Genomic DNA, 13,693 nt, shown 5'->3' on the forward strand with positions numbered 1-13,693 from the left:
ACCTGGCGGCGCCCCGCAGGGGGTGCCGGATAGGCTCGGACACGTGGAGCACGTGAACGTACACAGTCAGCAGCGGACGCCGTGGGTCGTGGGGGTGTCGGGCGCGTCGGGCACGCCGTACGCGGCGGCGGTGCTGCGCGCGCTGCTGGCGGCCGGCGAGAGCGTGGACCTGGTGGTCTCGCGCGCCTCGCGGCTGACGCTTCTCGACGAGACGGGCATCGCGTTCCGTGACGCGCACTGGCGGGACGACCTGCGGGCGTGGCTGGCGCGGGGCGCGGACGGCAAGCCGGACGCCTTCGGCGCCGTGGACGTGTCGGACGTGCGGCACTGGGCGGCCGGGGATCTGGCGGCCGGGCCCTCGTCGGGGTCGTACGCGGTGAAGGGGATGCTGATCGTGCCGGCGTCGACGGCCTGTGTGGCCGGGGTCGCGCTCGGGCTTTCGAAGGACCTGTTGCAGCGGGCCGCGAGCGTGACGCTCAAGGAGCGGCGGAAGCTGGTGGTCGCGGTGCGCGAGACGCCGTTGAACGGTCAGACGCTCAAGCACCTGGTGGCGCTGGACGAGGCGGGCGCCGTGGTGCTGCCCGCCTCTCCGGCGTTTTATGCGGGGGCGACGCACATCCAGGATCTGGTGGACTTCGTCGCGGGGCGGGTGCTCGACGCGGCAGGGGTGCCGCACGGTCTGTACCGCCGCTGGGAGGGAGAGCTCGGATCGGGGCACGCCCCGGACGGGCGCGGCCGCGATCTCGAAGGAGGCTCTCGCGGGGATTAGCGCTTCTTGGCGGCGCGCTTGGGGGCGCGGGGCTTCGTCGCGGTCTGGTGGGCACGGGACCGGTTGGCCAGGTCCTGAAGCTCGCGCATGCGGGCGTAGGCCATCTCGATCGTGTACACGGTGACAACTCCTGAAAGATCGTCTTTGATCTGCTGGAAATTTATCCAAACAGCTGCATGATTCGCAGGGTGTCTCCCCTGCGTGCCTTAGATTCTACACGTAAACTCGCGGTATCGCTGAACAATGGAAGGCTTCAGGCATATGGACGCCGTCGATAGGCAGCTCATCCAGGCTCTGCGGGAGAACGGCAGGGCCTCGTACGCGGAACTGGGCCGGCTCGTCGGGCTCTCGGGCCCCAGCGTCACCGACCGCATCAACCGTCTCGAGGCGGCCGGTGTCATCACCGGGTACCGCGCCACGGTGGACTCCGCGTCGCTCGGCCTCGGCGTCACCGCGCTGATCGGCATCTCGCTCTCCGACGCCGCCGACCACGAGGACGTGGCCCGCCGTCTGCGCGACCTCGCGGAGATCGAGGACTGCTGGTTCATCGCCGGCGACGACTCGTACATGCTCAAGATCCGGGCCGGTGACGTGGACGGCCTGGAGAAGACGATCCGCCGCCTCGGCTCGACCAAGGGCGTTTCGCGCACCCGCACCACGATCGTGCTCTCCACGAAGTGGGAGAACCGGGTCGGGGAACTTCCCGAGTAGGGCGGGGCGTACCTTGGGTGGAGCCTGAAAGACACACATATGGGAGGCGGCCTTGATGGACGCGGGACTCAAGCGCGAGCTGGAGCAGAAGGTCCGGGCCGGGGAGCGGCTCAGCCGTGAGGACGGCGTCGCGCTGTACGCGTCGGACGATCTGGCCTGGCTCGGCGGCCTCGCCCACGAGGTGCGCACCCGCAAGAACGGCGACGTCGTCCACTTCAACGTCAACCGTCACCTCAACATGACCAACGTGTGCACCGCGTCGTGCGCGTACTGCTCGTTCCAGCGCAAGCCGGGCGAGAAGGACGCGTACACGATGCGCATCGAGGAGGCCGTCCGCCTCGCCAAGGCGATGGAGAACGACAGCCTCACCGAGCTGCACATCGTCAACGGGCTCCACCCGACGCTCCCTTGGCGCTACTACCCGCGCTCGCTCAAGGCCCTCAAGGAGGCCCTGCCGAACGTCGGGCTCAAGGCGTTCACGGCCACCGAGATCCACCACTTCGAGACGATCTCCGGGCTCAGCGCGAGCGAGATCCTCGACGAGCTGATCGAGGCGGGCCTCGAATCGCTCACCGGCGGCGGCGCCGAGATCTTCGACTGGGAAGTGCGCCAGCACATCGTCGACCACCGCACCCACTGGGAAGACTGGTCGCGCATCCACCGCCTGGCGCACGAGAAGGGGCTCAAGACCCCGGCGACCATGCTGTACGGGCACATCGAGGAGCCGCGCCACCGCGTCGACCACGTGCTGCGCCTGCGCGAGCTCCAGGACGAGACCGGCGGCTTCCAGGTCTTCATCCCGCTGCGCTACCAGCACGACTTCGTGGACATGCAGGACGGCAAGGTCCGCAACAAGCTCCAGGCGCGCACCACGATGGCGACCGGCGCCGAGGCGCTCAAGACCTTCGCGGTCTCGCGCCTGCTCTTCGACAACGTGCCGCACGTGAAGTGCTTCTGGGTCATGCACGGCCTCCAGACCACCCAGCTCGCGCTCCAGCACGGCGCCGACGACATGGACGGCTCGGTCGTCGAGTACAAGATCACGCACGACGCCGACAACTACGGCACGCCGAACAAGCTGACCCGTGACGACCTGCTCGACCTCATCCGCGAGGCCGGCTTCCGTCCCGTGGAGCGCAACACGCGGTACGAGATCATCCGCGAGTACCCGGGCCCGGACACGGAGCTGCGCGAGTCGCCGCAGCCGATGCGTTTCTGAGCGAGGTCCCGTGGCACTGACGTTCCGGCTCGACCCGCCGGTCACCCCCGCCCTGCGGGACGGACTCCTCGCCCTGTGGGCGGAGGTGTCCGACGCGGGCGGGGCCGTCGGCTTCGTGCCGCCGGTCACCGTGGAGGACGTGCGCCCCGAACTGGTCAAGCACTTCGTGGCCATGGCCGAGGGGCGGATGCGGCTGCTCGTCGGGTTCGACGAGGACGGGCGGGTCGCCGCCACCGCGTTCATCGCGTACAACACCCATCGCCTCATGACGCACTGGGTGTGGCTGTACACCGTCATGGTGCACCCCCGGTACCAGGGCGAGGGGTACGGCCGCGACCTGATGGCGGCGACCGCCGACGCGGTGCGCGGCCTCGATGGCATCGAGGCGATCCGGCTCACCTGCCGGGGCGGCACCGGTGTCGACCGTTTCTACGCCTCGTGCGGCTACAAGGAGGTCGGGCGGGTGCCCGGCGCGATCCGGGTGGCCGCCGGGGACGACCGCGACGACATCATCATGCTGCTCCCGCTGGGCTGAGCCGGGTCCGGCGCCGGCCCGTGCCCGCCCGCTGAACTGATCCATTTGTGGGCGTGCTTCACTAGTCGGGCAGGTGCCACCGTAGAGAGAAGGTCAGTCGTGAACGCCGCAAAGCCGAGCGCCACCATCTGGTACACCATGCTGCGCGTGGGCATCTTCATCGGCAGCCTGGTCTTCGTCGGCCTGCTGGTCCAGTTCGGCATCGTGCCCAAGGGCAACGGCAACTCGAACCTCGTCTGGGTCGTCCTGCTCGCGCTGGTCATCTCCGCGCCGCTCAGCTACGTGCTCCTGCGCAAGCAGCGCGACGCGATGTCCGCGCAGATCGTGACCAAGGTGGAGAGCGCCAAGGCGAAGCTGGAGGCGAACCGTTCGCAGGAGGACGGCGTCGTCCAGTAGCCCGCTCCCTCAGCTCCCACGGCCCGGTTCCGAAGCACTCCGCTTCGGGCCGGGCCGTCGTCGTGACCGGGGGCGGGGGTGAGTGGGTCATCACAGGTAAAAGAACTGCTTTGAGGTTCTCAAAGTTCAAGTGTTAACGTGTTCGACATGACGACAGCAGCTGTGCACCAGCACCCCACCGGCGGATCCGTTCCGCTCGTGGCGCGTCTGCATGTCGACCTCTGCCGCTGCATGTCCGCGGTCTGTTGCCGCGACGTCTGACCCCGGCATCATGCGGCGGTGTCCCCAGCCTTACGTGACCGGTCCACGCGACCTGTCCCTCGTGAACGGGCGCCGCGCTCATCTCTGAACGTCGATCAGTCCCCGTCTCCGCTCACCAGGGAGTCTTTCCGTGTCCTCCGCGACCGCTCCGGAGAAGCCCAAGTCCGGCTTCTCCATATCCTCGAAGTTCCCGTTCTGGGCCCAGATCATCGCCGGTCTCGTCCTCGGCGGCCTGCTCGGCTGGCTCGCCCGCAGCCAGGACATCAGCTGGCTCAAGAGCACCCTTGAGCAAATCGGCGACACCTTCGTCCAGCTCCTGAAGCTGGCCGTCGCGCCGCTCGTCTTCTTCGCGATCCTGGTGTCGATCACCAACCTGCGCAAGGTCAACAACGCCGCGCGGCTCGCCTCGCGCACCCTGCTCTGGTTCATGATCACGTCGCTGATCGCGGTGGCCATCGGCCTCGCCATCGGCCTGCTCACCAACCCGGGGTCGGGCACCGGCCTCACCCCGAAGGACGGCAAGCTCCCCAAGCACACGGGCTCCTGGCTGGACTTCCTGACCGGCATCATCCCGACGGACGTCATCACGCCGTTCACCGAACTGAACGTCCTGCAGATCGTGTTCATGGCCGCCGTCGCCGGCATCGCGCTGCTCCAGCTCGGCGAGAAGGCCAAGCCGATCCTCACGCTCAGCGAGGCCGTCCTCGAACTCCTCCAGAAGGCGCTGTGGTGGGTCATCCGGCTCGCCCCGCTCGGCACCCTCGGCCTCATCGGCTTCGCCATCGCCGACTACGGCTGGGACCTCATCGGCAAGTACGCCACCTTCACCGCCGACGTCTACATCGGCTGCGCCCTGGTGATGTTCGGGGTCTACCCGCTGCTGCTCGCCACCGTCGCCAAGGTCAACCCGCTCCAGTTCTTCAAGGGCGCCTGGCCCGCGATCCAGCTGGCCTTCGTCTCCCGCTCCTCCGTGGGCACGATGCCGCTGACGCAGAAGGTCACCGAACGCCTCGGCGTGCCCAAGGAGTACGCGTCCTTCGCGGTGCCCTTCGGCTCGACCACCAAGATGGACGGCTGCGCCGCGATCTACCCGGCGCTCGCCGCGATCTTCATCGCGCAGATCTTCGACGTGCACCTCGGTGTCGGCGACTACGTCCTGATCGCCTTCGTGTCGGTCATCGGCTCCGCCGCGACGGCCGGTCTGACCGGCGCCACGGTCATGCTGACCCTGACCCTCTCCACGCTCGGCCTGCCCCTGGAGGGCGTCGGCCTCCTGATGGCCATCGACCCGGTCCTCGACATGATGCGCACCGCGACCAACGTGGCGGGCCAGGCCCTCGTGCCGGTCATCGTCTCGGCCCGGGAGAAGATCCTGGACCTGGACGCGTTCAACAGGGCGTCGTTCTCCCCGGCGGAGGCCACGACCGCGCCCGCCGAGCCGGAGCAGCCCCGGGTCCCGGCCGCCGCCTGACCCTGCCGGTCCCGGCCCCGCCGCCCCAACCCCGCAACGCCCGCGCCCCGCCTGACGGGGGCGCGGGCGTTGCGCGTTGGGCGTGCGCGGCACGCCCGTGGCGCACCAGGATCGCCCTGGTCGGCCACCGAACGGATTCAGTGATTCTCCGCACAACCCGGCCCCCCTTTTAGGGCACTTCAAGGGAGTTGGTCCGAGTTATTCTTTTCCGGCGCGAGGCCCGGTTTCGCATCATGGTGTGAAGGCCGTGCAACTTTTCGCGTTCGTCGTGCGTCTGCCTGCGGGGGATTGAATGGAACGTGCAGGCAGAAGTGACACATAGGGGAGCGGGCGTGAGGCGCCGTACGGCGATATTCAGCGGGGGCGCCGCCGTGGCGGCTGCGCTCGGCTACGCCGGAATTGAGGCTTCCGGGGCGGGGTCCAAGGCCGTGACGCGGCCCGCGCCGGTAGGGCGCGACCTCGGGCGACGTGATCCGGCCGCCTCTCCCGCGGCCCGCGCGGTATTCGCGATGCTCGCCGATCTGGAGAACGACGCCCGCGCCGGACGGACGACCAAGACGGTCATCGGCCAACACGTGGAACTCCACAATGAGTTGTACAACCCGGACTACGGCGATTACCGGGGTATGAAGCCGCCGGGCTACTACTACCGAAAAGCCTGGGACATCACGGGTAAGTTCCCCGGCTTCGTGGAAATTGATCTTGGGCCCGGATACGGCCAGCAGGGCTGGGGAGTGGACCGTCCGCGTCCCTACTCCGCCGCCTGGCCCAACCACCGTAAGAATTGGGCCTACACGGACGACGCCGTCGACCTCGCCGTCGGCGTGTGGAGCGGGCTGCCCCGCGCCGCGGACGGCACGTACAACACCGACGGACGCGAGCCCCGCAGCGACGGCTCCGCCTCGGCGCTGCCGTCCAACGGAGGCCGGCCGGCCGGGCTGGTGGGCATGTCGTTCCATCAGCCGTGGCCCGGCAGCCCCGTCAAGGGGTACGACGAGACGAAACGGCGCAACTCGCCGGCGGTCCGCGACGGCGACTGGATCCGCCGGCTCCTGACCCCGGGCACGGCGGACCACGGAGCGCTCCTGCACGACCTGTCCTTCGTCGCGGACCACCTCGCCTATCTGGCCGCGCACGACGTACCCGTACTCTTCCGTCCGTACCACGAGATGAACGCCGGGGCCCAGGAGGGCTTCTGGTGGTCGGCGCTCGCACCGGACCAGTACACCCGGTTGTGGCGGACGCTCTACGACTACCTGGTGGGGACCCGCAACCTCCACAACCTCATCTTCGTGTGGTCCCCGAACGCCTGGGACCACATCCACGGCAGCGAACCGTGGGACTACTACCCGGGGGAGAAATATGTGGACGTGGTCGGCGTCGACGACTACAGCGGCAGCCCGCAACAGCCTTTCGACGGCGGGGTGTGGACCAAGCGCTGGTACGACGGGCTCGCCGACTACGGCAAGCCGCGGATGATGGCCGAGTCCTTCCACGTGCCGGTCAACAGCGCCCAGCCGCACACCCTGGACACCACCCCCTGGGTGCTGTGGACGGTCTGGGGCCAGGGCCTGACCCAGCACAACGTGACGGCCCCGCAGGGGCTGAACACCCCGGCCGACGTCAAGGCCACCTACAACTCCCCGCGCACGCTCACCGCGGGCCCCGGCGGCGACGGACAGCGCTGGCTCGCACTCCGGCAACGGTGACCGGAGGCCCGACCACGGGCCGCCACCGGGCCCCGCCCGCCCCGCACCGCACACGGTGGCCGAGAGGCCACCCCATCCCGACGTTCCCCTTGAATCAGACGAGGTGAGAGCAATCTCTGGCTCCATCGCATCGGCATCCGGCCGAGCAGATCTCTCCGCTGTCCCGCGCATCCACCGCGCGGCCGCGTTCATCGCCCTTGCCTGGGCCGTCGTCCTGCTCGCCTGGACCGCGTACAACTGCTTCTGGCAGGTGGGCTTCGCCGACTTCGCCCGCGGCATCGTCTACTACGGCGTGGGCGACGGCTCGGGCCAGGCCGACACCGCCAACCTGAACTGGGCCGTCGTGTACGCGGCGGCCGGCCTGTTCATCCTGCGCGGCAGCATCTGGGCCCGCGGCCTCGCGTGCGGCGCGGCCCTCATCGAGGGCTACAACCGGCTGCGCAGCCTCACCGGTGCGCTCTTCGACGACCGCCAGCACGAGTGGTTCACGCACACCACCGAGGGCCAGCTGAAGCTGGTCACCTTCGCGCTCGGCTTCCTCGTCGCCGTCGCCCTCGTCCTGCTGCTCGTCCGGGACGCCGTCGTGTACGAGCCGTGGACGCCGCCGGCCAACCCCTGGGCCCAGCAGGGCGCTTCCGCCCCGCACCAGCAGCAGGGCTTCCCGCAGCAGGCCCAGCCCGGGTACGTCCAGCCGACCTACCAGGCGCCGCCCGCCCAGGCCCAGCAGCCGTACCAGGCCCCGGCGCAGGCCCAGCCGCCCTACCAGGCGCCGCAGGGCCAGCAGCCGTCGCCGTACTCCTACGGCTATCCGCAGCAGCCGGGCACGCCCCACCCCGGTCAGCAGCCGCCGATGCCCGGCAACTGACCCGAGCCACCGCCCCGTGCCGACCGACCCGGAGAAACGTCCATGACTGCCCCCGCCCAAGACGTGGAGCACATAGCCCCGCCCCCGACCGCCGACATGGCGGAGCGGCACGCCGCCTGGAAGCCGGGCATCGTGCCCTTCCTGCTGCCGTTCCTGGTGCTGCTCGCGTTCGGCCTGTGGTCCTACCTGCCGAACGACACCCCCATGGGCTGGGTCCTGACCATCGTCTGGTCGCTGCCGGTGGTCGGCGTGATGGTGGGCCTCCAGGGCGGGCTGCTGATCCGCCGCCGGGTCAGGCGGGCCGACGAGATGGTGCCGCCGGCCCCGGTGGAGGAGGACTTCCTGATCGTCCTCGTGCCCACCATCGGACGGCACGACACCTACCCGGCGCTGGAACGTTCCGTCCTGTCCTACGTCGACCATCTGCCGCGCTACTTCCCGCAGATGCGGGTGGACGTGCTCACCGAGGAGGGCTGCGAGGCGGGCGACCGCATCCAGGCCCTGGAGGAGCGCAGCCCGCTGATCCGGGTGGTGACCGTGCCGAAGGCGTACGTCACCGACAACGGCACCCGCTTCAAGGCCCGCGCCAACCACTACTCGCACGAGCTGCGGATCGCCGAGGGCGAAGCCCTGGACGACGTGTGGGTGCTCCACATGGACGACGACACCGCAGTGGGGCCCGACACCGCGGGGGCCGTCGCCCAGTTCATCAACCGCCAGCGCCGGGCCCACCCCGACGACGCCAAGCACATGGCGCAGGGCATCCTCACCTATCCGCGTGAGAACGCCGTCAACCTCTTCACCTGGCTCGCCGACGCGGTGCGCCCCGCCGACGACATCGCGCGGTTCCGCGCGCTGACCGGCACGGGCACCCCGGTCGCCGGTGTGCACGGCGAGCTGCTCCTGCTGCGGGCCTCCATCGAGGCCACGATCGGCTGGGACTTCGGCCCCAAGGCCATCGTGGAGGACGCCCAGCTCGCCCTGAACTTCTGCCGCCGCTACCCCGGCCGCAGCGACTGGTTCAACGGCCGCTGCTACGGCGCGTCGCCGGCCAGCGCCCGCGACTTCATCAAGCAGCGCGAACGCTGGGCCTGGGGCCTGGTCGCGCTCTGCTTCAACCGCACCATCCCGCTGCGCTACCGCTGGTTCCTCGCCGTGTGCGTGGCCACCTGGATCCTCGGCCCGCTCCAGCACATCGGCGCCGTCCTCCTGATCGCCTGGTTCACCGGCAACATGAACACCTCGCCGGTGACGCAGTCGGTGGTGGTGCTGTGGTCGCTGAACTTCGCGTACGTCATCTGGACGTACTGGGAAGGGCTGCGGCTCAACGCCCTCGTCTCGAGCAGCGGCCGGCGCAAGTGGTGGGAACCCATCGTCGTCGTCGGGCTCATACCCGTGTTCTCGATCCTGGAAGGCCTGGGCGGGTTCCGCGGATTCATCAAGTTCGTGCGGCGCGAGGAGAACAAGTTCGTCGTGATCGCCAAGCCCGCCTAACGTCTCCCAGGAACTGCTCCCATGAAACGATCCCGATCCCGCATACCCCTCCTCGCGGTCTTCCCCGTCACCGTCATCACCGGTGTGATCGCCGTGCCGCTGGTCCTCGGCAACCAGCCCCTGCGCTGGAGCGCCGGCTCCCTCGTGCCCCACGTGGTCGTGGGCAACGAGACGACCGCGAAGACGACCGTGAAGGCGGCGAAGGCGGACACCGAGGCGGCGCCCACGCCGCCGGCCGTCGTCGAGGGGCCGGCCCCCGGCGCGGCGGACCACGTGGCCAAGCCGTGGAAGCCGGGCATGCCGCAGTGGGGCGTGCAGATCTACTGGGAGGACAACGTCAAGCAGTCCCCCTCCTACCTCACCGCCAAGGCCCAGCTCCAGGCCAAGTACCTGGTGAGCCTCGGGGCGAACTCGGTGTCGCTGACCTTCCCCTTCTACACCGGCACCCCCACCTCGACGAAGACGTTCGCGGGGAAGCACACCCCGAGCCCCGCCCGGCTCACCACCGTGATCCGCGCCTTCCAGGACGCCGGGCTGCGGGTCACGCTCCGCCCGCTGATGGACGAGACCTCGCTCGGCGGGATGCCCAACTGGCGCGGCACCATCAAGCCGTCGAACCGGGACGCCTGGTTCGCCTCGTACACCAAGTTCCTCGCCCCCTTCCTCGACGTGGCGCAGAAGAACAAGGTGGCCACCTTCACCCTCGCCACCGAACTCAACACCCTTGAGGGCGACCCGCACTGGAAGCAGCTCGCCGCCTCGGCGGAGAAGCGGTACTCGGGCGAGATCAGCTACGACGCGAACTACGACAACTACGTGGCCGGCCGCATCAACATGCCCGTGGAACAGCTCGGCGTCGACGCGTACTTCCCGGTGAAGGTGCCCGACAACGCCCCGGTGAAGGACCTGGTGAAGGGCTGGGACGGCTGGCTCGACAAGAAGACGAAGGGCGCCCTGCCCAAGATCGTCCTCTCCGAGGCCGGCATCGCCGCGATGACCGGGGCCTATCACGCGCCGGGCGACTTCTACGTCACGCGTCCCCTCAACACCCAGGTGCAGGCCAACTGGTACACCGCGGTCTGCCAGGTCGTGCAGCAGCGGAAGATGAAGGGCGTCTACTGGTGGTCGATCTACTTCGACGACAACCCGTACGCCAAGCCCACTGACGCCACGTCACGGCTGCACTTCGCCGGCCGGCCCGACACCGAGCAGGCGATCAAGAAGTGCTTCGGCTCCGGATACGCGGGACCCGGCAATGCCCAGCAGTAGCGCCCCCGCACAGAGCCCCACCGTCCCCGGGCCCCGGGGGCCGCGGGCCGGCACCTCCCGATCAAAGGCAGAAACGCGATGAGCGAGGCGATCCTTCTCGTCGGCGGCAAGGGCACCAGGCTCCGCCCGCTGACCACCTTCACCCCCAAGCCCCTGCTGCGGGTGGCCGGGGTGCCCTTCCTCACCCACCAGCTGGCCCGCGCCGCGGCCGCCGGTGTCACCCGGGTGGTGCTCGCCACGTCGTACCTCGCCGAGCTGTTCGAGCAGGAGTACGGCGACGGCGCCCAGCTCGGTCTCGAACTCGTCTACGTGACCGAGGCGGAGCCGCTCGGCACCGGCGGAGCCATCCGCAACGCCGCCCGCCATCTGCGCTCGGGCCCCGACGAGCCGGTCCTCGTCTTCAACGGCGACATCCTGTCCGGCCTCGACATCGCCGCGCTGCGCGAGGGCCACCGGGCGTCGGGCGCCGAGGTGAGCCTGCACCTGACCCGGGTGCCCGATCCGCGCGCCTTCGGCCTCGTGCCCACCGACCCGCACGGCCGGGTCCAGGCGTTCCTCGAAAAGCCCGAGACGCCCGAGGAGATCATCACCGACCAGATCAACGCGGGCTGCTACGTCTTCACCCGCTCGGTCATCGACACGATTCCCGCCGGCCGCGAGGTCTCGGTGGAGCGCGAGACCTTCCCCGGCCTGCTGCGCTCGGGCGGCCATCTGCGCGGCGTCGTGGACGAGAGCTACTGGCTCGACCTCGGCACGCCCGCCGCCTTCGTGCAGGGCTCGGCCGATCTCGTACGGGGCCTGATCGACTCGCCGGCGCTGCCCGGGGCCGTGGGCGAGGCCATCGTGCTGCCCGGCGCCCAGGTGCACGAGCGGGCGCTGCTCAGCGGCGGCACCGTGGTCTGTGAGGGCGCGGTCGTCGAGCGCGGTGCGGTCGTCGAGGCGAGTGTCGTGCTGCCCGGGGCCCGGATCGCGCCGGACACCCTGGTGCACCGCTCGGTGGTCGGCCGGCAGGCGACGGTGGGCGGCGGCTGCGTCGTGCGGGAGGCCGTCGTCGGCGACACCGCCGAGGTGGGCCCGTACAACGAACTGCCGCCCGGGGTGCGGATCGCGTGCGGCGTCCAGCTGCCGGCCCAGGCGGTCCGCGTCTCGGCACCCGTCGCGGCCTGAACGGGGGAGCGCTCAGCGCGGAGGCGGAATCACGTCCTCGCGCACCGCGGCCGGGGCTGCGCGGGGGACGCCGAGGTCGCCGCTGAGCCAGTTCTTGAGGCGGCGGCCGAAGGGGCGCTCCACGAACCGGTGCACCGCCCAGGCGGCCACCAGGAGGGCCGCGACAAGACCCGCCATCAGGAGGTGGGCCGGGATGCGGGTGTGGAGGCGCTCGATCACGGCCCAGCCTATGGACTCGTGCAGGAGATAGAGCGGGTAGGTCAGGGCGCCGGCGGTGGTGAGCCTGCGCCAGTTCAGGAAGTCGGCCTTGCCGAGGGCGACCGCGAGCAGGACGGCGTAGAAGACGCTGACGACGGTCAGCGCCACCGGCCACGACGGGTGCAGACCGGCCCAGTCCTCGTCCTTCACGAGCCCCATCAGCTGCTGTTGGGCCAGCAGCCACGACGCGCCGAGGAGCAGCCACAGGAGCGGCGCGGGCCGGAACCGGTGCATGAGGTAGAGCACGATGCCGCCGACGAAGAACGGGGCGAACTGCGGCTGGAACACCACGGTCAGGAGCGGGATCCCCGAGCTGGGCGCGAGGACCGCGCCGAGGAGCCACAGGCCGCAGAAGGTCACCACGCGCCGGTAGGTCAGGCCCTTGTACGCGACGACCGCGAACAGGAGGTAGAACCGCATCTCGGCCCAGAGCGACCAGTACGAGGGGTCGACGTGGGCGACGCCCAGCGGCTCGTGGACCATCGTGAGGTTGGTCAGGACGCGGGACAGGGTGATCGTCCTGTCGCCGCAGGACCACAGCACGATCGACGTCGTGAGGACGCAGACCCAGAACGCCGGATACAGGCGCACCACACGGGAGATGAAGAAGTCCCGCGGCGTGCGGCCCCAGCAGCTCATGCAGATGACGAATCCGCTGATGAGGAAGAACAGCTCGACGCCGAGCCAGCCGTACCCGGCGACGCTGTGCACGAGGGGGAAGAGCGTCGCGGTGCTCCGGCCCCACGCCCCGTCGTCGCCGTAGCGGTCGTATCCGGCGAAGTGGAAGCCGACCACCATGAGCGCCGCGATCAGCCGCAGCCCGTCGAGCACGTACAGCCGTGGCGGTCTCGTCCGGGCGCCCGGCGGCGCGGAGAGCGGCGGCCGTACCGGGCGGGGGCGGGGGCGGGGGAGTGTGGAACGCAGAGCTGTGTCTGACAAGGCGGGAATCCTAGCCGGAGGGCCGGTCGCGGCCGTTCCGGTCAGTTGGGGGGATGGCGCTGTGTACGGGTGCGGGGAGACCTGGGTTCTTGCTGCACGCTAGTACATACCCCGGATGTTCGAATCCGTGCGGGCCTGTGACCGGTGGGCCAGGCGGTCCTTGGCCCGGCGGCCCCGGCTCTCGATCGGCAGCACGCCCGTGGCCGCCGCCAGGCCGAAGGGGGGCATGTCCGCGTAGATCGACTCATAGCACCCCTCGGGGGCGATGTACGTCTCGTGCCAGAGCCCGACGTGGCCGCGCATTCCGCCTCTGCGTTCCTTGCGGTTGAGGATCGCCCACGCGCGGTGGTGGAACATGTCGGGCGAGTGCGCGTAGGCGTACAGCTTCTCCTTCGACTCCCAGTACTGGACCACGTAGTACGTGCGCGGCGACGCGGTGAGCAGGACGTGGCCGAGGTGCCCGTGGCTCCTGTCCTTCGACAGCTCGCGCAGCATCCGGAGCATGGCGAGCCCCACGGGCACCCACTGGTGCACGGCCCAGAAGTGGTTGACGCGCATCCCGATGAGCAGCACCACCGCGTCGCCCTCGACGGCGGCGGTCGTGCGACCCGGGATCGGCTTGGCGGACAT

At 69.9% G+C, this 13,693-nt stretch carries 14 protein-coding genes; 11 read left to right on the forward strand and 3 right to left on the reverse strand.

The window, feature by feature from the left end:
• Window positions 1-43: 43 nt before the first annotated feature.
• Complete coding sequence (locus OOJ98_RS16765) at window positions 44-769, forward strand: UbiX family flavin prenyltransferase (RefSeq protein WP_267055719.1); 726 nt, start codon at window positions 44-46, stop codon at window positions 767-769.
• On the opposite strand, the gene OOJ98_RS16770 is transcribed toward OOJ98_RS16765, so the two are convergent.
• Window positions 766-888: a hypothetical protein gene (locus OOJ98_RS16770; protein WP_267057076.1), complete on the reverse strand. Its 123-nt coding sequence runs from the start codon at window positions 886-888 to the stop codon at window positions 766-768. The two genes, OOJ98_RS16765 and OOJ98_RS16770, sit on opposite strands and share 4 nt — an antisense overlap.
• A gap of 142 nt (window positions 889-1,030) precedes the next feature.
• Here OOJ98_RS16770 and OOJ98_RS16775 point away from each other — a divergent pair, with 142 nt between their 5' ends.
• The 10 genes from OOJ98_RS16775 to OOJ98_RS16820 all read left to right on the forward strand — a co-directional run bounded on the left by OOJ98_RS16775 (window position 1,031) and on the right by OOJ98_RS16820 (window position 11,866).
• Window positions 1,031-1,480: an Lrp/AsnC family transcriptional regulator gene (locus OOJ98_RS16775; protein WP_100578735.1), complete on the forward strand. Its 450-nt coding sequence runs from the start codon at window positions 1,031-1,033 to the stop codon at window positions 1,478-1,480.
• 55 nt (window positions 1,481-1,535) lie between these two features.
• On the forward strand, window positions 1,536-2,699 hold the full coding sequence (gene mqnE, locus OOJ98_RS16780; protein WP_267055720.1) for an aminofutalosine synthase MqnE: 1,164 nt from the start codon (window positions 1,536-1,538) through the stop codon (window positions 2,697-2,699).
• A 10-nt stretch (window positions 2,700-2,709) separates the two neighbouring features.
• Complete coding sequence (locus tag OOJ98_RS16785) at window positions 2,710-3,234, forward strand: GNAT family N-acetyltransferase (protein ID WP_267055721.1); 525 nt, start codon at window positions 2,710-2,712, stop codon at window positions 3,232-3,234.
• Window positions 3,235-3,333: 99 nt separating this feature from the next.
• Window positions 3,334-3,630: a DUF4229 domain-containing protein gene (locus tag OOJ98_RS16790; RefSeq protein WP_267055722.1), complete on the forward strand. Its 297-nt coding sequence runs from the start codon at window positions 3,334-3,336 to the stop codon at window positions 3,628-3,630.
• Between the two features lie 391 nt (window positions 3,631-4,021).
• Window positions 4,022-5,362, forward strand: coding sequence for a dicarboxylate/amino acid:cation symporter (locus OOJ98_RS16795; protein ID WP_267055723.1), 1,341 nt, complete (start codon window positions 4,022-4,024; stop codon window positions 5,360-5,362).
• A 332-nt stretch (window positions 5,363-5,694) separates the two neighbouring features.
• Window positions 5,695-7,071 (forward strand): glycoside hydrolase family 26 protein, encoded by a 1,377-nt coding sequence (locus OOJ98_RS16800; protein WP_267055724.1) that lies wholly within the window; start codon window positions 5,695-5,697, stop codon window positions 7,069-7,071.
• 103 nt (window positions 7,072-7,174) lie between these two features.
• Complete coding sequence (locus OOJ98_RS16805; protein ID WP_267055725.1) at window positions 7,175-7,936, forward strand: hypothetical protein; 762 nt, start codon at window positions 7,175-7,177, stop codon at window positions 7,934-7,936.
• A gap of 42 nt (window positions 7,937-7,978) precedes the next feature.
• Window positions 7,979-9,430, forward strand: coding sequence for a glycosyltransferase family 2 protein (locus tag OOJ98_RS16810; RefSeq protein WP_267055726.1), 1,452 nt, complete (start codon window positions 7,979-7,981; stop codon window positions 9,428-9,430).
• Between the two features lie 21 nt (window positions 9,431-9,451).
• Window positions 9,452-10,699, forward strand: a complete 1,248-nt coding sequence (locus OOJ98_RS16815; RefSeq protein ID WP_267055727.1) for a hypothetical protein — start codon at window positions 9,452-9,454, stop codon at window positions 10,697-10,699.
• Window positions 10,700-10,777: 78 nt separating this feature from the next.
• Complete coding sequence (locus tag OOJ98_RS16820; protein WP_267055728.1) at window positions 10,778-11,866, forward strand: NDP-sugar synthase; 1,089 nt, start codon at window positions 10,778-10,780, stop codon at window positions 11,864-11,866.
• Between the two features lie 12 nt (window positions 11,867-11,878).
• Here the strand turns inward: OOJ98_RS16820 and OOJ98_RS16825 are convergent, their stop codons facing one another.
• Both OOJ98_RS16825 and OOJ98_RS16830 read right to left on the reverse strand, forming a co-directional pair.
• On the reverse strand, window positions 11,879-13,063 hold the full coding sequence (locus OOJ98_RS16825) for an acyltransferase (RefSeq protein ID WP_267055729.1): 1,185 nt from the start codon (window positions 13,061-13,063) through the stop codon (window positions 11,879-11,881).
• Between the two features lie 99 nt (window positions 13,064-13,162).
• Entirely contained in the window at window positions 13,163-13,693 is a 531-nt protein-coding gene (locus OOJ98_RS16830) for a DUF4188 domain-containing protein (RefSeq protein ID WP_267055730.1), read from the reverse strand.

The organism is Streptomyces sp. NBC_00083, from assembly GCF_026343295.1.
Classification (GTDB): domain Bacteria; phylum Actinomycetota; class Actinomycetes; order Streptomycetales; family Streptomycetaceae; genus Streptomyces.